Consider the following 20,735-nt stretch of genomic DNA (forward strand, 5'->3'; position numbering starts at 1 on the left):
ACGTCTATCTTTTTGCTCATTTGTTTAACGTCCAAGGCCCTTCCTCTTCGGATAACTTTGGATGCCGCTTCAAGCCTTCTTCCCATAACCGCAATGCTTTGCTTGGGTTTCCCGATTGGTAAGCTGTTATACTATACCATTTATAGTAGGATGCTCTTCGTTTAGCTTGCTCTCCAGAAACATTTTGATACCGTTCATATGCTAATGCATAATTTGCTGTTTTGGCAAACACCTCGGCAATGCGCAGCTTTTGCTCTTCATGCATTGGATAAATATTGTTTACAATTTGGATATGCTTCTGATAATCCGGATCTCCTGTCTCATAATAAAACAGTGCTAAATTTAAGTGACTATGCAAATTATTGGGGTAATCTATCAGCAGATCTTCTTCAATATGCATTGCTTCTTCTTTTTTTCCTGTATTAAATAGAGCCTGTGCATAATCATGGACAGCGAGCTTCTGATCTGGAAAGTTTTCCATGATCTCTTCAATAAAAGGAATCGCCTTTTCCCATTCATTATTTTCAATATGATAAAAAGCCGTTTCCTGCAGAATTATCAGTTCATCTTCATCCTCCAGAGCAAAGATTTCTTCCTCTTCTTCCCCTTCTATTTCTATAAAATCAAGAAGCTGTACAGCATCATCACTAAAATCTCCATCTGGATTTTTATCTAAATACATTTGCGCATACTTTTTAGCATCTTGAAGCAGTCCAAGATGCGCATAATTATTTGCAGCTAAATAATAACAATCCACATACTCGCCAGTCTGCAGAACCTCTGTCAACAGTTGATTGGCTTTATGATAAGCACCGGTTTCCGTATAAATGATGGATAATTGGCATTTATATAAAGGAAAATAGGGTTTATCTTCGATTGCTTTTTGAATCCATTTAATCGCAACATCAAACTTCCTTTTCTTAAATGCTTCTACACCCTTTGTATAGTAAAAGTCGCCTTCAGGAATGAATGGGGTTACGTTACTTGTTTTGGTTTTATTTCTTTTTCCTTTTATCATGGATCTCCCCCGTTCTTAAAGACAAGTCGAAAAAAGTATACCATAGAATATAACAGATTCCCATATTTGTTGTTTCCGTTAATAGCAAGTTTCTTTCTTCAGGAAGTGAATATTTTTATTTTATCCACTGCTAAAACAACGATTCTCTTGAAGGTGATGAAAAGCTTCTGTTTTATTGATTGGAAATAATTTTATTCAAACCCAAAATAAGATACACGACAACGTACGTGCATCTTATTTTTTATATCTTATTTTTCTGGATGGGTTGCTTCGTATAATAATTGTTCCAGTTCTTTTCTATAAGCTGCTGCTTCGTCCTTTGTCCAGCTTAAGTTTTTTTCCATAAACGGAAGCACTGTATCCATATGCGTTTCTACCCATGGGCGGTTAAAGAACAACGCGCCTGTACGGCGGATGAAGAAGTCCACCGCTTTATAGACCATTTCTTCGTTAATTGCATATAATACCTGTGCAAATACTGCCGGTTCAATGTTTTCTTTTTTCGCAGCTTCTTTGTTCTCTTTATAAAGCGTGAATACTTTTTCTACATTTGCTCCGTAGCGTTGGGTAAGCTCTGCTGCTTCACTCTCGGTTAATCCAAGGCTGACACCTTCTTTAACTTTTTCTGCTTTAAATTTCTTGAAGCCTTTTGATCCTCCAACTTCACCGCCGGAAATAGGTAAATGCTTGGTTTGGCTTTCTGTATAAAGGATACCTTCTTCTTCTTTTAATTGTTTTGCAACCATATTAACCACATGCTCGCCCATTTTACGATAGCCTGTCAATTTTCCGCCTGCCATAGAAAGCAACCCGGATTCAGATTGGAAAATTTCATCCTTCCGCGAAATTTCACTTGGACTACCGGCATTTTCCTGTGCAATTAATGGCCGTAGCCCGGCCCAGCTCGATTCTACTTTACTTGCATCAATACCGACAGAAGGGAACATATAATGAATCGCATCTAAAATATAATCACGATCCTCTTCTGTCATGGTTGGATGAGCAATATTTCCTTTATAGCTGGTATCTGTTGTTCCTACATACGTTTTGCCATCACGCGGAATAGCGAATACCATACGGCCATCTGGCGTATCAAAATATACTGCCTGCTTCAGCGGGAAGACAGATTGGTCGAATACAAGGTGGACACCTTTTGTTAAATGAAGTGTTTTTCCTTTTTTCGAACCATCTAATTCACGGACATCATCTACCCAGGGGCCGCCGGCGTTAATAATTTTTTTCGCATAAATTTTATGTTTTTCTTTACTGATCTGATCTTCTGCTACAATTCCGACTACTTTGCCATCTTCGTAAATGAATTCAATTGCTTTTGTATAATTGACTGCTTGCACACCATTTTCAACAGCTTTTTTAAGAACTTCAATCGTTAAGCGTGCATCATCTGTTTTATATTCTACATAATACCCGCCGCCGCGAAGCTCTTCTTTTTTTACAAGCGGTTCACGCTTTAATACTTCAGCAGGCTTTAACATTTCCCGGCGTTCTGACTTTTTAACCCCCGCTAAAAAGTCATAGACACGCAGACCAATACTGGATGTAAATGGCCCCAAAGTGCTTCCTTTATGGAAAGGCAGCAGCATCCATTCTGGTGTCGTAACGTGTGGACCATTTTCATAAACAACAGCCCGCTCTTTTCCTACTTCTGCTACCATTTTCACTTCAAATTGCTGCAGGTAACGAAGACCGCCATGCACTAATTTTGTAGAACGGCTGGAGGTGCCTGCCGCAAAATCCTGCATTTCAATAAGCCCCGTTCTCATGCCTCTTGTTGCAGCATCCAAGGAAATTCCAGAGCCGGTAATACCTCCACCAATCACCAATAAATCAAGCTTTTCACTTTCCAGTGCTTTTAACACTGTTTTACGTTGCTTTCCTGAAAATATACTCATTATCTACACTCCTATAATCATCTATAATTTCTTATTCCCTTTTTAAAGACGGCTATTCATCTAAGCATCCAAAGTGTTCTTTTATCCTCTTCCTACTTCAAATACTTCGGATAACTAAAAAAGACCACAAGAACACTGGTATAAACATACCAGCTTTCCTGCGGCCTCTCCATAAGTTCTCCGTCCGTATTTATTAACTTGATTTTATACTAACATACATCATAAAGGTTGTATAGCCTTTTGTTTATAAGTAACAATCCTTATCTTGCATTATGAAGGTTGTTCAAAACGTTTTTTTTAAAATTAATCTTCTAATTTAAATACACGTGCTGCTTCAACAGCTTTTTTCCAACCCTTGTATAAGCTTTCTCTTTTTTTATGATCCATTTTTTCTTTAAATATTTTTTCCTTCTGCCATTGCTGTGAGATTTCCTCCTGACTTTCCCAGAACCCGACAGCCAATCCGGCCAAGTAAGCTGAACCAAGTGCCGTTGTTTCCTGAACAGCCGGACGCTCCACTGTTACATCCAGAATATCACTCTGGAATTGCATTAAGAGATCATTTTTTACTGCTCCGCCATCCACACGAAGCGTCTTTAGACTTATATTTGAGTCAGCAGACATAGACTCCATCACATCTCTGGTCTGATAAGCTAAAGATTCTAATGTCGCCCGGATAAAATGCTCCTTCTTTGTTCCTCTGGTTAATCCAAATACTGCACCACGAGCTTCACTATCCCAATACGGCGTTCCCAGCCCTACAAATGCCGGGACAACATAAACACCCTCTGTTGTATCGACTTTGCTGGCAAAAGTCTCACTCTCCGGACTCGATTCAATCATTCGTAAACCATCACGGAGCCATTGAATTGCTGACCCGGCGACAAAGATACTGCCTTCTAAAGCATAGTTGACTTTGCCATCAATGCCCCAGGCAATCGTTGTCAGCAAACCATTTTCAGAGCTGACAGGCTTTTCTCCTGTATTCATTAACAGGAAACCGCCTGTACCATATGTGTTTTTAGCCATGCCTTTTTCAAAGCAGGCCTGACCAAATAAAGCAGCCTGCTGATCACCTGCAATCCCCGCAATGGGAACCTCTTCACCAAAGAAATGATAGGAAACCGTTTTTGTATATACCTCTGAAGATGGGCGGACCTCCGGAAGCATCGACTTCGGTACATTTAAAATATCCAGAAGCTCCTCATCCCATTTTAAATCATAAATATTAAACATTAATGTTCTGGAAGCATTGGAGTAATCCGTAACATGTGTTTTTCCACCAGAAAACTTATAAATCAGCCAAGAATCAACTGTTCCAAATAACAGTTCTCCTGCTTCAGCTCTCTCCCTTGCCCCATCCACATTATCCAAAATCCATTTTACCTTTGTTCCTGAAAAATATGGGTCAATTAATAAGCCCGTTTTATTGCGAACAGTATCTTCATGGCCCTGTTCCTTAAGCTCTTTACAAATACTTTCTGTTTGCCGCGATTGCCAGACTATTGCCTTGTAAATCGGTCTTCCAGTATGTTTATCCCATACAATGGCTGTTTCACGCTGGTTTGTGATACCGATGCCTTGTATATTGCCTGGCTCAATCCCTGTCTTATTTAATACTTCAGCAACACACCCTAGTACTGACGTCCAAATTTCATTAGCATCATGCTCCACCCAGCTAGGTTGATCAAAATATTGTTTGAATTCGTTTTGTGCCGTTTCTACAATATCTCCTTTGTTATTAAACAAAATGGCACGGGAACTTGTTGTCCCTTGGTCAATGGATAAGATATATTTTTCCATGCTGACTTCTCTCCAATCATTTTATCATAGTATACCAGCGGCAATAACCGTATTAGACATTGCAAAGAATGTGACTACAAAGGAATTAATAAATCCTCCCACCCAAATAGAACCTGTTTTTCTAAAGAAAATACGTGCATAAATTGCTGCTATCGGCAGAATAAATAATAGCCCCCAAAGTAAAACGCCAGCCAATGCAGAAGTCGTACCTTCCGGGTAAGGAATGGTTTCAAACATTTTAATTCCAGTTGTATATAAGGCAATATAATCTAATGCAAAAAGGATGAACAGGCTGCCGCTGCTTGCAATTAAAATAAGAATAATATTTTTCCATTCGGAAGCACCTTTGATTCTTGTTGTTAGATTCAATGTTAAACTGCTGGTAATAAAGAATACCGCAAAGAACGGAATATATTTAATTAATATCCAGAACTTCTCTGGTGTTAATGCTTTTACACTAAACACGTAGAATCGGAAATCGCTTAAAAATAAGAAATGGGCGAGTACTAAAAATGCATAAGCACTTCCAAACACAACTACTGCCAACAATAATGCTTTTAAAATTTCATTAAAAGGCAGTCTTATTCCCAGACCGCTGCTCCCTAAACTTTGCCTTTTCGCAATTGTAAAATAAACGACGACAAAAAATAACAGAATAACAAGAGCAGAGAGAACATTAAATAGGACTAACCCATTCATTATTGGCATTGGAAATATTTCATTTGCCGGGAAAACCGTTGGAACAGTTCTGCCCATTGCCTTAATATCGATTGGATAACCTGTCGTCCATACATACAGGAATGGCGATGGCAGTAATGCTAATACGAAAAAGATCATATAAATAAATCGATCCTTTCCATTATTAATAACGGAAATCGATTCTGGCTCTTTTTGTACAATTGTACGGAAGAATGGCAAGGACAATAGTAATAATCCAAGGGAAGGGATAAACAGGAAGAATCCAATCAGCCCGATTCCTGTACCAATTTCCTTCCATAACCAAATCTGATCCGTTGAAGCGCGTTCACTTTCGCCATTCAATAATGTAATATCAAAGAAATCTATAATACTACTAGCTGCATTCTTTGAAAAATGAATGGCCGGATGATTGATTGCTGGTGAATACATAACACGAAATTCACCAGTTTCTGCTGCTGCAACAGCACCTTCACGATCAATCTCAATATTTTCACCATAGCTGTAGTATGTATCAAAGTCAGGTGTCTCAAAACCAAGTGCTGCCGCTGCAACAGGACTTGTGTTTATATCGCTTCCTTTTTTGACTCCCCACATACCTTCAGCCCACTCGTCGTATTGTCCGTAAACGGTCCCTAAATTGACTGGGTATGCTGAAAGGATCGATTCTGTTGCCTCTTCATTTACACTGAAAGCTTGTGCTGTCGGCAACACTGCTGTCGGAACAACGATGGACGGGTCTTCTGCATGATTTTGATAGGCTCTTAATGCTCCATTTTGAATAGCAGACCCACCCATTGAATGCCCTACCATTCCAACACGATCTACATCTACATAAGGTAATGTTCCTAAATATTGTAATGCGGAATATGTTCCTAAATCTGCTGCTATCCCGTCGTTGATATTTTCATCCGGAAAGGTCGACAGTCCATGTCCATAGTTGTCAATCGCTATCACAACCGTACCGCGCCGGGCTAATTCAATCGCATTGATTGCCTGCAGCTCGGCAGTATTGTTATAACCATGCGATGCAACGATTGCAGGAAGTTTATTTTCTTCAGAAGCTGACTTTGGTATATATAAAATCCCTCTTAATTCGGCTCCGTCTTCTGTTACAAAAGAAATATCCTTAACATTAATATCTCCTCCATCTGTATGTGCAATTTTCCCAATGATGGAACCACCAACCATTAATAATATTGCCAAAATTAAAATAAATTTGGTTATACTTGTATTCTTCATGTCCTCACTCCTCATGATGTTAGCTGTTAATGATTACTTTCCCTACGTTTAACCATTCCCTTTCTTTTGTCCAGCAATAAAAGCAATCCTATGCATTTAAAAACTCGGTATACCATGTTTTCATTTACAAGCCTGTCCAAGCTGTACGATTGGAAATAAAAAAAAGTCCACGCAAACATCATCGTACTTATTCCCAGAAAAGTACGATATGTTATGTGGACTCATCATCTCCGGCACAACTTTAACTTGTTACAGATATATTACAATAAGATGAAAACGGTGTCAATATTTTTTTGAACATTTTGCAGATGATCTTATTATAGATGTATTCCTACTCACAGAGTATCCACTTTATTCACCTGGTCAAATAAATCACAGCAGGAACAGTAACCAAGCTCAATACAGTTGACATCAAGGTGGCAGCAGACACATTATTCTCTTGCACCCTAAACTGAATAGCATACATCGTTGTATTAGCAGCGGTTGGTGTAGCCGCTATAATAACCATTATTTGTTTCGTCAAGTTATCTAATGGTAACTGCGCTACGAGAAGGAATGCTAATACAGGAGAAAGCATTAACCTCATAAAAATGCTGAAAGAAAGTATTTTCCAATTCACTTTTTTTACGGTCATATTTGCTAATTGCATCCCCAGAGCAATCATAATCACTGGAATAGCAGCGTCTGCTATAAAATCAATTCCTTTCATCAGGCTCCCTAAAGGAATACTCATCCAATTACATAGAATGCCAAGTATTGCCCCATAAATCATCGGCATGCGCAAAATCTGGCCTGCAGCATGTATGCCTCCTACATTATACGGACTTCCTTTAGCTGCATAATAGACTCCTATTGTGCTCATTAATAATTGTTGTAAAACCATTAACACAATAGCGACTTTCATCCCTTCTGAACCAAATAAAAAGAGAACAAGTGGTGTGCCATAATTGCCATTATTCATAAAAGCACTGGATAATATTAACCCGCACCGTTCTCCCTCTGAGTATCTCAAAATCTTCGTAAATAGAGTAATGATAGAAATACTTAAACAACAAAGTCCCAGTAAAAAAATTGTAAAATACATAAAGGAGCTATCGATAGTCTGGGAATAAAAAGTACGGAAAACTAAAAAGGGAACAAGTATGTAAATAGCCAGCTTTGATATCATTGCTGTGTTTAGCTTTAACAAAGACTGAGCTGCGTATCCGACGGCAAATACAAAGAAAATTGGTAACATAATGGATAGAACGAACACTGGATCACCTTACTTATTTTTTATTGGTCTATAACAGGGCTGCTCAGCCCTGTTATAGACCCTGAATTGGAACGATTATGATTGAAATACGATTAATTTCTCCTCTGTCATTTCCTCCATTGCATACTTCGGACCTTCTTTACCCGTACCACTTTTCTTTACACCACCGTAAGGCATATGGTCCACCCTGTAGCCGGAGGTATCATTAATAATTAATCCGCCCACTTCAATCTTCTCGGCTGCTTTCATCGCAAAGCTCAAATCATTTGTAAATAATCCAGCCTGCAGCCCATACTCCGAGTTATTTACTTTTTCAATCACTTCATCTTCTTCTCGATAAGTATCTACAGCAACTACCGGACCAAAAACCTCATTTCTGCATACTTTCATTTCTTGATCTACATTTGTCAAGATAGTAGGCTGATAAAATACGCCGTCACGTTTCCCGCCGACTTGCAGCTGTGCACCTTGGCTTATAGCTTCATCGACCCAATTTTCAACACGAATGGCTTCTTTGGCTGCAATCATCGGACCAATATTTGTCGAAGCATCTGCTGGATCACCAACTTTAAGTGCTTTTGCTGCCTTGATCATTTCTTCCAAAAATGCTTCATAAATGTCTTGATGAACAAAGACACGCTGGACAGATATGCAAACCTGCCCGGCATTATTAAAGCTTTTCTGTGCAGCTGCCACAGCACTTTCTTTGATAGCAGCATCCCGGTGAACAATGGTTGCAGAATTATTTCCTAACTCTAATGCTACTTTTCTTATCCCTGTACTTTCACGAATAATTTGACCTACTCTCGGACTTCCTGTAAAAGTATACATATTTATTTCCTGATTTGAGGTTAAATAGCCGCCAATTTCAGCGCCTTCTCCTGTCAGTACATTTAAACGTCCTGCCGGAAGCCCTGCTTCTTCAAATATTTCTGCCAGCAATAATGCTGATAGAGATGTTTCTTCCGCCGGCTTTAATATCACACTATTTCCTGCGGCAAGTCCTGGCCCAACTTTATGACAAACTAAATTTAAAGGAACATTAAATGGCGTAATCGCAGCTACAACCCCTACTGGCGTTCTGATTGTCATGGCTTTCCTGTTTTCTGACCCCGGTGCTGATTCTATTGGCACTCCCTCACCATGAATACGTTTTGCTTCTTCTGCTGAAATTTCTAATGTTAAAGCTGCTCTTTCTACTTCCCCGATAGATTCTGTAAGAGGTTTACCCACTTCCTGAACCAGGACGTCGGCAAGACCTTCTTTTTGTTCCAGCAATAACTCAGATGCTTTTTTTAAAACTCTAAAACGGTCATATGGTGAAAACGAGGTATTTAAAGCCTTCTTAGCAGCTGCTACACTGGCATTCACATCCTGTTCTTCTGCGATAGAGATTTCAGCAATAACTTCCTGTGAATATTTATTTAAAACCAGCAGCTTGCTGTTCTTCACCTTCCACTTTCCATCAATGAAAAGACCGTACGCATTTTTTAATAAGATATCATTCATCATAACATCATCCTCCAATGATATAAGGTCACTATCTTTTTATTTATAATAAGTCCTTTGCTTTTCCATCGCTGCCGAACACTTTCATTTTTTCTTGTACTTTTTTCTTTAAATAAGCTTTTCCATTCCCTAAAGAATTGGCTAATACAATTTCATCCGGATCCTGCTTAAACGTATCTTTTACACCATTCGTAAATGCCTGACGTAATTCTGTATCTACATTGATTTTTGCAACCCCTAATTGAATGGCCTTTTGTACCTGTTCATCAGGAACATCTGAACCTCCATGCAGGACGACTGGACGCTGAATAGCTTTAGAGATTTCATTTAATCTTTCAAATCGCAAATGAGGAGTTTGTTTATACAATCCATGAGCCGTGCCAATAGAAACAGCTAAATAGTCCACATCCGTTGCTTCCACAAAGGCAACTGCTTCTTCTGTCGTGGTAATGAGTGCATCTTTTTCATCTACAGAAATATCATCTTCTGTTCCACCTATTTTTCCAATTTCACCTTCTGAGCCGATCCCCAGCGCTCTAGCCACTTGAACTACATCACGGGTGATTTTACTATTTTCTTCAAAGGATCGTGCTGAACCATCAAACATAACAGATTGGAACCCAAGCTGAACAGCCTGCATTGTCTGGTCAAAGCTCCTGCTGTGATCCAAGTGTATTGCTACCGGAATCGTGAATTGTTTTGCATAGATATCTATTAAAGCTTTCATTGATTCCATTCCTAGCGTTTGAATCACCTTTTGCCCCACTTGAATCATGATTGGTGCCTGCTCTTCTTCTGCTGCTTCTAAAATCCCTAAAATGGTTTCTGCATTATGCGCACTGAAGGCTCCCACACCATACCCATTTTCATAAGCATGCTTGAGCAGTTCTTTTCCGTTTATAAATGGCATACTATATCCACTCCTCTATCTTTTTAATTCAATACTGTATTGATATTTATCACTTCGATATTTTGTTTTCGTATATTCAATCGGACGATCGTCCATTCCATAGCTGACTTTTGTCATTTCCAGCAGCGCTTCACCAGGACGAACACCTAAATAATCTGCTTCATCCAACGTGGCATTAATTGCTCTGATTGTTTCTTTTGCACGTTTCAAATAAATATTATGCTGTTCTAAAATTTCATAGTAATGTGCTTCATTTAGATTATGCGTCTGCAGCAGTTCTCCAATATCCTTTGGCCAGCAAGACCTTTCAATTGCTATTGGAACATCATCTGCCAATCTGATTCTCTCTATCAATAAAATCGGTTCTGTTTCCGAAACTTCTAATATATCCTGTTCGAAAAAAAACTTTGTCTTAAACTCACTTCGTAAAACTTTTGCTCTTGGGATCTGTCCTCTTTCTCTTGCCTCTTCCGTAAATCCCTTTAGTTTACCCAAATGCCCTACTAAGTTTTGTGGACGAACAATTGTCCCTCTCCCCTGTTTTTTTTCAAGCAGATTATCCTGAACAAGTAAATTTATTGCCTGTCTGATGGTCGTACGGCTGACATCAAATTCTGAAATTAATTCTTGCTCTGTCGGGATCAACGTATCAGCCTTCCATATACCTTGTTGAATACGTTTATACAATTCATTTTTCACCTGTAAATATAATGCCTCACCTTTTTTAGGCTCAAAACGGCTCCTTGACATGACTATCTCTCCTAGGAATCGGTGAAGGATAAGATGGAAGATCTGCTCCAATTAATGGAGCCAGCCAGTTGTAATACGCTTGTTTGTTATCGATAAAATAATCCGGCACCATTCTTTCTCCCTCTTGAACTACTTCCTTCAAATCGACTGGTATTTTATTTATATTATAGTCGAATTGCTTTGTTCTTTGTAGGGAAACCATGATTTTATTTTTACCTTCCTTCAGCCATTTTCCTCCACAGACACCTGCTTGATAGGCTTCCTGGTAATCCACTGGTGAAACAAACATGGAAGAACTGCGTTGATTCATTCCCAGTAACTCTGCTCTCGCCATGATCTTTAATTCTTTTTTTAATAAAAGCTCCATTTCTGAGGAAATCCCGCCAAGAATTGTTCTGCCGTCAATCACTTCTTTCTCAACCTGACCTGCTCCTTCCCATTGCACCCCCTCACTCACTATAATCACTGCATAGCCATATTTCTGAATAATTTGATCGACTTCTTTTAATAGTTCTTCTTTTTTCACAGGCCGTTCAGGAATTAAAATCAAATGAGGACCGTCTTCTTTATGCCTGCGAAGAAATCCTGAAGCTAATGCAAGCCAGCCAGCATTTCTCCCCATTGTCTCTAAAATTCGAACCTGTTCAAAATTTCTCATCGAATAAAGATCTCTGCTAACGTCCAGAGTTGATTGGGCAACATATCTTGCAGCACTTCCAAATCCGGGTGCATGATCGGTAGCCCCCAAATCATTATCGACCGTCTTCGGTATACCAATAACTTGTAAATCATAATGGACATTTGCTGCTTCCTGTTCAATTTTACTTAACGCTTCCATAGTGCCATTGCCGCCGATAACGACAAGGGCATCCGCCTGCATTTTCTTTAATTGCGCAACACACTGCACGATATGCTCAGATTCTAACGAAAAACGTCCAGAACCAAGGCAAGCTCCAGGGACATGTTTATTTTCTATAATCCATCTTTCTATTTCTGCTGTTCCATCCAAAAAATTTCCGTAAACCAGGCCTTCGTAGCCATTTTGTAAAAAAGTAAGCTTATTCTCATCCATGACCTCTTCTATAAATCCTGCCAATGATGCATTAATAACGGAAGTCGGACCACCTGCCTGTCCTACAACAATCTTTTTCATGAGCTGACTTCTTCCACACGATTGTGATACACCACAGTTTCTATATTCAGCTGTCTGCCCAGTTCGACTAATTCATCCGTTATATCTGCATATACAAGTGCGTAATGTGGTTCAAACCCTTCGTCCATTAGATCATAGAGCGTATCAGTTACGTTTGTTTTCAGTTCTACTTCTACGGATGTTCCATGAAAACGCTGCGGCGTATCTAGGGCTTCTCCTGACATAATAAGCAGGCGGTATCCAGCAGGTGTATAGCTGACTCTGAAAATAGTAACTCTGCCTGGTTTCAAGCCAAATTCCATGGTAAATCCTAATTTTCTATTTGGATGGACTCCCGGGCGTGCCCCGGTTTTCGGATTTGCCAAAGAATATGCCCCTGCTCCACAATGCCAAAATACGACAGAATTGCGTTCCTCATTGACATGTACCATATCCCCTAAATAAGGTGCATTTCCTTTTGACAGCTGCTGAAGAATCGACATGGAGATAGCTCCGTGTATGTCCGATTCACATGCCGAAACAATCCCGTCTTCAGTAAATTGTGATAGCGTTGAGCAAGCTGCTGCACCTAGTTTATTGAAGAACTCCGGATAACAGCGCACTGCGGTTCCAGTGAGTTCCTCCTGATCGATTTTCTCTTTCACATAAGTAGTAAACTGTGCAAATCGCTCTACTGTTTCATCGGATCGGTTTAAACCGATAACCTGTTTCTCTGCTCTCTCGACAGCCCCAATCCATTTTTCCCGCGGAAGCTCAACACATTTTTCAAATGCTTCATTTAAATCAAAATATTTTACCGAGACTCCCAATTGTTCTCCAAGCTTTTCTTCGTTTGTTCCTGAGAAAAAGAACCCGGGTGGATGATCTCCAAAAACGCCAATTTTAATGCTTTGAAGGTCTTTTACAACCTTTTCTACCTCTGATTTTTGGTCTGCACTTACTTCTATTTGGGTATTAATTGTCTTTAGATTGCGTTCCTTCTCCTCCTGCATGCCATTGAGATGATTTGTTAACCTTTCTTTTACCTGCTGTTCTTCGGCATTACCAAGCACAAAGACATAGGGATGTTTTGCGCTTTTCAAATGATGGCTGGTTGCATTTCCTCCAGTTAAAGAATTTAAGCGCAGTCTTCCGCCAACACTCGGCTCCCGGACACTCCAGACAATAATTGGTGCTTTTACTACTTGAATAAGGTCTTCCACTGCGGCAGCATCAGCAAAGGTTGCATGCTGATATACAACGTATGATACATCACTTACATCTTCATTATTTAGAAAATCCATTAAATCTTCTGTAGACGTGATAATCTCATCTGGTTCTATTACCTTATCAGCCAGCGTATTTAATAGTTTTGAACTCTGGTCTCTTTGCTTTTCAGCAGCTTGTAAATCAAACGTTTTTCTTCCAATTGGAATATATAGCAGTTTGTTAGCCATTACCCTTCCTCACTTTCGACAACATATTATAGAATTGTTATTTCTCTATTGAATACCCGTTAATTATTGATTACTGAATTTTGTTGATGCGTTTCTAAAAATTCTTTAATGTTTACTTTTTCACCAGTCCTTAATGATTCCTCAGCTGCCAAACCAACAACAATGGACCAGAAGCCTTCCTCTACGGTAGCTGTCGATGTTGTTTTCCCTAAAATATTATCCACAAAGTAAACATGCTCATAATAGGTTGCGCCGCCATGCCCGCTTCTTTGAATTTCTGTCGGATAAACCGGTGTAGATGTTTTTGAAGGACTGCCTGCGCCGCGGATAAGTTCTAAATAATTGTCCGGTCCTTCTAATGGTACAAAGCGTTCTGTTTCTGTTGCTTTCAATCGTCCTTCATCCCCGCAAAGAACTAATTCTTCATAGAACATTGGTGAAAACATAGATAAGTTAAAGTTACATTGAATACCATTTTCATATTTTACAATGACAAATCCGCTGTCAATAATATCTGACTTCTCTCCTTCATATTGAAAGGATTGAAAGTTTACTGCCTGGCTGCCTGTTGCATATACTTCCGCCGGCTTTGATTGTGCAAATAGATTAAATAGATCAAAATAATGACAGCATTTCTCTACAAATGTACCTCCTGATTTTTCAGTGAACTTATTCCATTGGCCAACTTTATCCAGAAAAGGTACACGATGCTCCATAATCGAAATTGTTTTAATATCACCAACGGATTTTCTTTCCAATGCTTCATGAATTGCTTCGACATAGATTGGCTTATAGCGGTATTGCAAACCGATTTGAAAAATGCTTGGATAGTCTTTAGCAATCTCCATGATTTCGTATGCATCTTCCAGATTTGTAGTCATTGGCTTTTCCAGAAAAATATGCTTCTTTGATTTTGCCGCTACTCTGACCACATCAATATGTGTATAATTTGGAGTACAGATTAATAGCGCATCCGCTTCAGGATCATTACATGCTTCCTCCAGCGATTCAAATACTTTTATATCTCCAGCTTGGAGCTCATGGACAAATACATCTTTCGCCTGTTCAATACTTTTTTCATTTGGATCATATAAACCATGAATGGTTGCTCGCCCTTCCAATATCGTTACCTTCATATGCTCCTGACCAATATTCCCCGTACCGATTAAATTAAATTTTAATTTAGGTTGATTGTCCGCCGTTAAATAACGGTCTTCACCTGGTAAATAGTCAAATTTCGATTTATCAAACCCTGCTAAAATATCTAATTCTTGTCTTTCTACTGTCATTTGTCAATCTCTCCTTTTAATATCGTAAATTTGCAGTATAACTGGCGTAGGGATCCGGTTGAACGAAAATTTCCCTTTATATTGCTTCTATTTTAAGGTTTTCCCCGATAATTCCTGGGTAAGCGCCTTTTGAAATAAGTGGTTTCCTGTCTGGATGAGCAAGCAGCCATTTATTTTTCATAAACAGCAGCTCGTCTTCTTCCATCGTTACTGTCTTATTAAAATCAATAGGTTCATTCGTTCCTTTAGGCAGGATAACCATACATTTAAAGCCTTCCTTATGCACTTTACAAGGTGCAAAATGTAACGTCGTCTGATAAATTTCAATCATGGTTCCTTCAGGTAAATAAAAAATATCAAGCTTTTCTGTCCGATACTGATTTTTGTGAATATCTCCAGTATGTCCCAGGATAAGAACTAAATCGGTGACAGCAATGTTTATTTCACTGCCTTTATGATACTCTAAACCATTCAAATGGCTGTTAGGTCCGTTACAATATCCTACCTGTACTTCCATTCCTGCGTACAATGTTGCCGCTATTCTTTGTGTCAGCTTTGCCTTCTCTAACTCCGGATCAGAAGCAATATATTGATTAGTATCATGAGGAATATCTTTATCCCTCATTATTTCGTTCCATTCCTTCCAATCAAAACCGTTCAATATTTTTCCATACTTTTCAAATTCTTCAGCTGTAATATGATGAATTGTCTGGTTTGGATTATTTTCTTTTAGTTGTTTAAATACCTTTTTCACTGTATTCCTCCTGACCTATGCTTTTTTCTGTAATTGCTCTTCATGACTGCTTATCAGCTTGTCTTCATATTTTTTATTCCACGATTTAAGTGCAAACAAATAAAGGAATGCAGTTACAATGATGAGAGCAATCGTTGCTGGCCAGAACCAGCCTGAAACAATATTCTCCGGTGAAGCAACACCAATTGGAGAAAATAAAATGTAACTGAAAACCATCGCCCCTAACAGCGTAACAGTAACTGGTAATGCATATTTCCAAGGAACCATGCTAACCTGTGCATTGGTTTTAAATACAAATGGTTTGTCTAATGGTTTAATCATTCCAATCACAAGCATTAATGCCACTTCAATTACAAACATTAACCCTTGAATATGAATGAAATTGATAGCCAATTCTACATTAAAGAATGTCGGTAGTCCCCAAATTAAGAAATAGTATGTGATTACATGCAGAATAATTGTAATTTTCGGTGCAATAGAAGGCACCCGTTTTGAAAATATTCCTACCAGCACAATTGCTATAATTGGAATATTAAAGAATCCTGTAAACTGGCGAATAAGTGTCCATAACCCGTCAGGTGCGTTAATTAGCAGAGGAGAAATGAAAAATGTTACTAATGCCAGAATGGTTCCAAACCATTGACTGATGCGTATCATTTTCCTATCACTCGCATCCTTGTTAATAACAACTTTATAGACATCATAAACAAATAGCGTGGAAGCACTGTTTAATAAAGAGTTAAAGCTTGAAAAAACTGCCCCCAATAATACCGCTAGGAAAAAGCCATTTAAAAATGTAGGGAAGATATCACTGATTAAAGTCGGGTACGCTAAATCCATTGTTTCCAGCCCCGGCCCATATAAATGAAATGCAATAACACCTGGAATCATCATTAAGAATGGAACTAAGATTTTTAAGAAGCCTGTTATCAGCGCTCCTTTTTGCCCTTCTGCTAAGCTTTTTGCTCCAAGTGTTCTCTGAATAACATATTGATTTGTTCCCCAATAAAATAAATTGGCAAATAACATTCCGGTAAAGATAGCACCAAAAGGAACACCATCATCGCTCGATCCAATTGCATTCATTTTTTCTGGATGCTCTGTAGTAATCGTTTTCATTCCTTCAAATAAGTTTCCATCACCTAAAGCAATAAAACCGAGGATTGGCACCAACAAGCCAACAATCAATAAACCAACTCCATTTAATGTATCAGATATTGCTACTGCTTTTAACCCGCCAAAAATCGCATAAATCGAACCGATAATACCAATAATCCAGACAACCAGCCACATCGATTGCTCAAAAGTTATACCAAACATAGAAGGTATATCAAATAATTGCAATACAGCAATGGATCCTGAATATAGAACAGAAGGAATTGTAATCAATCCATAGCCTAACATAAACAATAAAACAATTAATAATCTGGTTCCCTGGTCAAAACGGTTATTAATAAACTCTGGAAGTGTGGTAAATGCCCCGCCTAAATATCTAGGCAGTAAAACAAGTGCCAGTATAATAACAGAAAAACCGGCTGTAACCTCCCATGCCATATTCGACAAATTGGCATTATACCCCTGTCCATTTAAACCTATTAATTGTTCAGCAGACAGGTTGGTTAAAATTAATGATCCAGCTATAAATCCGCCTGTTAAGCCCCTTCCGGCTAAAAAATACCCTGTTGAATCACTCACTGTATTCTTTGTTTTCTGATATGAATACCAGGCCACCAGCCCCATAAAGAAAGCACATGATATTAGCGTAAATACAATACTTCCCATCCTTGCTCCTCCTTCTCGTTCATACTTTATTTCATATTTGTTTATTTTTAAATGCCCTGCCCCTTGACCATTACGTAAATTATCTATTCTTTTTTATCAATCAAATTAGAATCCACCTTCCACCTAACATCATTATGTTTATATAAACATCACTATCTTTAAACATATTATAGTGGAAACGTATTCAAAAAGGCAAGTCCTTTTTGAAATATTTTTATCGGAAAGGTATTTTTCCTGGTTATATTCATATAAATATCTGGCGCAGCTGCTTTAACATAACGCATTGCCCTTCAGTAAGAAAATTCCTCTGTTCTGTGTTGGATAAAAAAAACAAGCAAATCAATTTACGAATGGGCACCGTCCCCTAAAAGTTAGAGTAGAAAATCTAACTTTTAGGGGGTAACTACCATGGCAAAAAGATTTGCTTGTTTTTTATTAATTGGAATTACTTTACCTATCAGTTTGTGTTCAAAAAGGTACATATTAGAAGCAAGAAGGTCAAGGCGACATGATTTTTACGAACGGGCTATCTTCATTGATTTCTGTTCTTTCTTGCATGTTCTACCAAAGTTCGCGATCCGAAGTAGTAACTGCTACGGCTCCCGCTTCCAATGCCTGATTAACCTGATTTTCTTCCTCAATGAATCCACCCGCAATCAAAGGAACATCATAGTCTTCTTTTATTTGTTTGATTTTTTCAGGCAGCAGTCCCGGAAGCAGTTCAATATAATCCGGCTGAAGTCGTTCCATCAGCTTCATGCTGTGTTCCAAAGCCACACTATCCAATAAAAAAACACGCTGTACAGCAAGCAGCTGATGCTTCTTAGCAGCACTGATAACATTTCCTCTTGTTGAGATAATCCCGTCCGGCTTCATTTCCCTATATAGAAATTCCACCCCATACTCATCTGCTTTTAATCCTTGAATCAAATCAAAATGAATCAGCACTTTTTTGTCCGCACGATGACTATAATCAATCATACTTTTGAGCTGAACCAGCCTTGATTCCAAAATAACAATATACGGATGATCGCTTTCCAGCGCTTTTTCAAAATCCTTCATACGCCGCACAGCAGGCAGCACACCAGCAGGTAATTGCATCAGAACTTCCTCCTTAATCACTATCCGGCACTTTACGTGATTCCATCTCTTCTTTTGTATAAATAATCCGCATCGGATTTCCGCCGGCAAAAGCTCCGGCAGGTACATCCTTGTGTACAAGAGTTGCAGCTGAAACAACAGCTCCATCACCAATACAGACGCCCGGTAATATGGTAGAGTTTGCACCGATCATTACCTCATCCCCGATATGCACCTCTCCTAACCGGTATTCCGTAATTAAATACTCATGCGCTAAAATGGTTGTATTATAGCCGATAATACTGTTATTCCCTACTTTAATTTTTTCCGGGAACATCGAGTCGGGCATCGCCATTAAAGCAAATGATGTACGTTCTCCTACCTTCATACGCAGCAAATGGCGATACATCCAATTTTTCACACTCAAAAAAGGCGTGTAACGCGCCAGCTGAATGACAATAAAATTCTTCGCTATTTTAAAAAAAGATACTGTACTGTACATCTGCCATAGAGAATTTGCTTTATGGCGGACTTTATACCTTTCTGTTCTCCGCATGACGTTCACCTGCCACTGTTAATAAATCCCTGATTGTATCCAAATAATAGGTTGGATGATAGCTTTTCAAAAAATCCTCTTTTTTTTCGGACCAGCTTACTGCAGCCGTTTGTGTACCAGCACGCTGCCCAGAAACAATATCATGGAAATTGTCACCTACCATTAATGTTGTTTCCGGATTTGCATCAAGCAGACTCATCGCTTTTTTCACCGGTTCCGGATCAGGCTTTTTATGAATAACATCATTGTAGGTAATGATGACAGAAAAGAAATCGGTCAGCTTTGTTAATTCTAATCCCATCATGACCGTTTTTCTTATTTTTGTGCTGACAATTCCTAAGGTGATACCTGCTTCATGCAGCTGTTTTATCGTTTCATAAACATATGGAAAAGCTTCTACATAATGGTCATGCTCTCTCATATTATATTCCCGGTAGGTTGCTATCATTTGCTCCGATTGATCCGGATTTATTTCACGAAATGTTTCGTTTAAAGGCGGACCATTAAGAGCTTTGATCTCTTCCGGTGAAAAATGCATCTGAAATTTTTCAAATGTATGTTCAAAGGAAGCACGTATCAGCTCATTTGTATTTAATAATGTTCCATCTAAATCAAACAGAATGGTACGAATGCTCATGCTGCATTTTCCTTTCTTCCTTCTTCCAAAAATAAGCAATGGTTATCGTTAAAATAATCGCCACAGATAGCCGGATAATTAATAATGGCCAAACTGGAATACCGAGCGGAATAAAGACAAGTGTATCCTCAACGACAGCGTGACAGGATACCAGAAAGATTAATGCTAAATACATATCCTTCTTTGGTACATTATCCTCTTTTACCGCCTGCATCATTAATCCTGCCCCATAAGCAAGTCCGATCGTAAGCCCGGCAACCATTGTCATGGAAGCACGTTTATCCATTCCAAGCAGCTTCATAAACGGAGCCAATGCATTAGACATTGCAGTCATCCATCCCAGCTCCCGCATAATTTGCATGATAATCATTAACGGAATAACAATACAAGCTAGTTGAACAATAGCTATGATGGCAGCCTGCGCACCATGCAGTGCAATTTCCCACCAATTATTTAAAACAACTTCATTGCTGGAAATAAACCCATATTGCGCGAGCTCTGCGCCGCCATTCCAGAATAAATTAATTAAAAGTCCGGACATCACAGCGAGCCCAATCCGAACTCCGACAATAACCCACCATTTTACTCCCACTCTTGTTGCTACAGCAGATTCAATAAAGAGATTATGGGAGAAAGACAGCATTACTGCCATAATAAATACTTCTTTGACTGTAAAATCAAAGGAAATGATCGCTGCAATACCAGCATATAAATTCAGCGCATTCCCTAAAACAAGCGGTACAGCAGCTTCACCTGACAAACCGAATAACCCCATAAATGGCGAGATAATATTCATAAACCAGGGAAAAACAGGTGTAAATTGCAGTATGGTTATGATTAATGTAATTGGAAAAATAACCTTTCCAAGTGTTCGTGTGGTCTTTAATCCCTGGATTAATCCCCTGTAAAGCATACCTTTCATTTTATTACCTCATTTCCAGATTCATACAAATCA

Annotated in this window: 17 protein-coding genes; all 17 read right to left on the reverse strand. The window is 38.8% G+C overall.

Features of this window, described 5'->3' with window-relative positions:
• Nucleotides 1-16 precede the first annotated feature (16 nt).
• The 17 genes from FLK20_RS03680 to FLK20_RS03760 all read right to left on the reverse strand — a co-directional run bounded on the left by FLK20_RS03680 (nt 17) and on the right by FLK20_RS03760 (nt 20,702).
• Complete coding sequence (locus FLK20_RS03680; protein ID WP_152655206.1) at nt 17-1,018, reverse strand: tetratricopeptide repeat protein; 1,002 nt, start codon at nt 1,016-1,018, stop codon at nt 17-19.
• A gap of 248 nt (nt 1,019-1,266) precedes the next feature.
• Nucleotides 1,267-2,928 carry a glycerol-3-phosphate dehydrogenase/oxidase gene (locus FLK20_RS03685; protein ID WP_152655207.1) on the reverse strand — a complete coding sequence of 554 codons (1,662 nt, stop codon included), beginning with the start codon at nt 2,926-2,928 and terminating at the stop codon, nt 1,267-1,269.
• A gap of 303 nt (nt 2,929-3,231) precedes the next feature.
• The gene (gene glpK, locus FLK20_RS03690; RefSeq protein ID WP_152655208.1) at nt 3,232-4,731 is read right to left on the reverse strand and encodes a glycerol kinase GlpK; all 1,500 of its coding nucleotides are present in this window, start codon (nt 4,729-4,731) and stop codon (nt 3,232-3,234) included.
• 24 nt (nt 4,732-4,755) lie between these two features.
• Nucleotides 4,756-6,669 (reverse strand): alpha/beta hydrolase, encoded by a 1,914-nt coding sequence (locus FLK20_RS03695; RefSeq protein WP_194165513.1) that lies wholly within the window; start codon nt 6,667-6,669, stop codon nt 4,756-4,758.
• 355 nt (nt 6,670-7,024) lie between these two features.
• Nucleotides 7,025-7,906 (reverse strand): AEC family transporter, encoded by an 882-nt coding sequence (locus FLK20_RS03700; RefSeq protein ID WP_227994851.1) that lies wholly within the window; start codon nt 7,904-7,906, stop codon nt 7,025-7,027.
• Nucleotides 7,907-7,999: 93 nt separating this feature from the next.
• Nucleotides 8,000-9,433, reverse strand: a complete 1,434-nt coding sequence (locus FLK20_RS03705) for an aldehyde dehydrogenase family protein (RefSeq protein WP_152655433.1) — start codon at nt 9,431-9,433, stop codon at nt 8,000-8,002.
• Nucleotides 9,434-9,476: 43 nt separating this feature from the next.
• Nucleotides 9,477-10,343 carry a class II fructose-bisphosphate aldolase gene (locus tag FLK20_RS03710; protein ID WP_152655211.1) on the reverse strand — a complete coding sequence of 289 codons (867 nt, stop codon included), beginning with the start codon at nt 10,341-10,343 and terminating at the stop codon, nt 9,477-9,479.
• Between the two features lie 15 nt (nt 10,344-10,358).
• Complete coding sequence (locus tag FLK20_RS03715) at nt 10,359-11,093, reverse strand: GntR family transcriptional regulator (RefSeq protein WP_152655212.1); 735 nt, start codon at nt 11,091-11,093, stop codon at nt 10,359-10,361.
• The gene (locus FLK20_RS03720) at nt 11,074-12,246 is read right to left on the reverse strand and encodes a diphosphate--fructose-6-phosphate 1-phosphotransferase (RefSeq protein WP_152655213.1); all 1,173 of its coding nucleotides are present in this window, start codon (nt 12,244-12,246) and stop codon (nt 11,074-11,076) included. The genes FLK20_RS03715 and FLK20_RS03720 overlap by 20 nt, the downstream gene beginning before the upstream one ends.
• Nucleotides 12,243-13,682 (reverse strand): L-fucose/L-arabinose isomerase family protein, encoded by a 1,440-nt coding sequence (locus tag FLK20_RS03725; RefSeq protein WP_152655214.1) that lies wholly within the window; start codon nt 13,680-13,682, stop codon nt 12,243-12,245. Before FLK20_RS03725 ends, FLK20_RS03720 begins: the two co-directional genes overlap by 4 nt.
• Nucleotides 13,683-13,741: 59 nt before the next feature.
• Entirely contained in the window at nt 13,742-14,971 is a 1,230-nt protein-coding gene (locus FLK20_RS03730) for a Gfo/Idh/MocA family protein (protein ID WP_152655215.1), read from the reverse strand.
• A 76-nt stretch (nt 14,972-15,047) separates the two neighbouring features.
• Complete coding sequence (locus tag FLK20_RS03735) at nt 15,048-15,725, reverse strand: DUF4867 family protein (protein ID WP_152655216.1); 678 nt, start codon at nt 15,723-15,725, stop codon at nt 15,048-15,050.
• 15 nt (nt 15,726-15,740) lie between these two features.
• Nucleotides 15,741-17,507, reverse strand: a complete 1,767-nt coding sequence (locus tag FLK20_RS03740; protein WP_152655217.1) for a solute:sodium symporter family transporter — start codon at nt 17,505-17,507, stop codon at nt 15,741-15,743.
• 561 nt (nt 17,508-18,068) lie between these two features.
• Nucleotides 18,069-18,608, reverse strand: a complete 540-nt coding sequence (locus tag FLK20_RS03745) for a glycerol-3-phosphate responsive antiterminator (protein ID WP_152655218.1) — start codon at nt 18,606-18,608, stop codon at nt 18,069-18,071.
• 13 nt (nt 18,609-18,621) lie between these two features.
• Entirely contained in the window at nt 18,622-19,143 is a 522-nt protein-coding gene (locus tag FLK20_RS03750; RefSeq protein WP_152655219.1) for an acyltransferase, read from the reverse strand.
• On the reverse strand, nt 19,121-19,780 hold the full coding sequence (gene ppaX / locus FLK20_RS03755; RefSeq protein WP_152655220.1) for a pyrophosphatase PpaX: 660 nt from the start codon (nt 19,778-19,780) through the stop codon (nt 19,121-19,123). The genes FLK20_RS03750 and ppaX overlap by 23 nt, the downstream gene beginning before the upstream one ends.
• The gene (locus FLK20_RS03760; RefSeq protein ID WP_152655221.1) at nt 19,755-20,702 is read right to left on the reverse strand and encodes a nucleoside recognition domain-containing protein; all 948 of its coding nucleotides are present in this window, start codon (nt 20,700-20,702) and stop codon (nt 19,755-19,757) included. The genes ppaX and FLK20_RS03760 overlap by 26 nt, the downstream gene beginning before the upstream one ends.
• Nucleotides 20,703-20,735: the final 33 nt, after the last annotated feature.

Source organism: Oceanobacillus sp. CFH 90083 (genome assembly GCF_009389585.1).
Classification (GTDB): Bacteria; Bacillota; Bacilli; order Bacillales; family Amphibacillaceae; genus Oceanobacillus.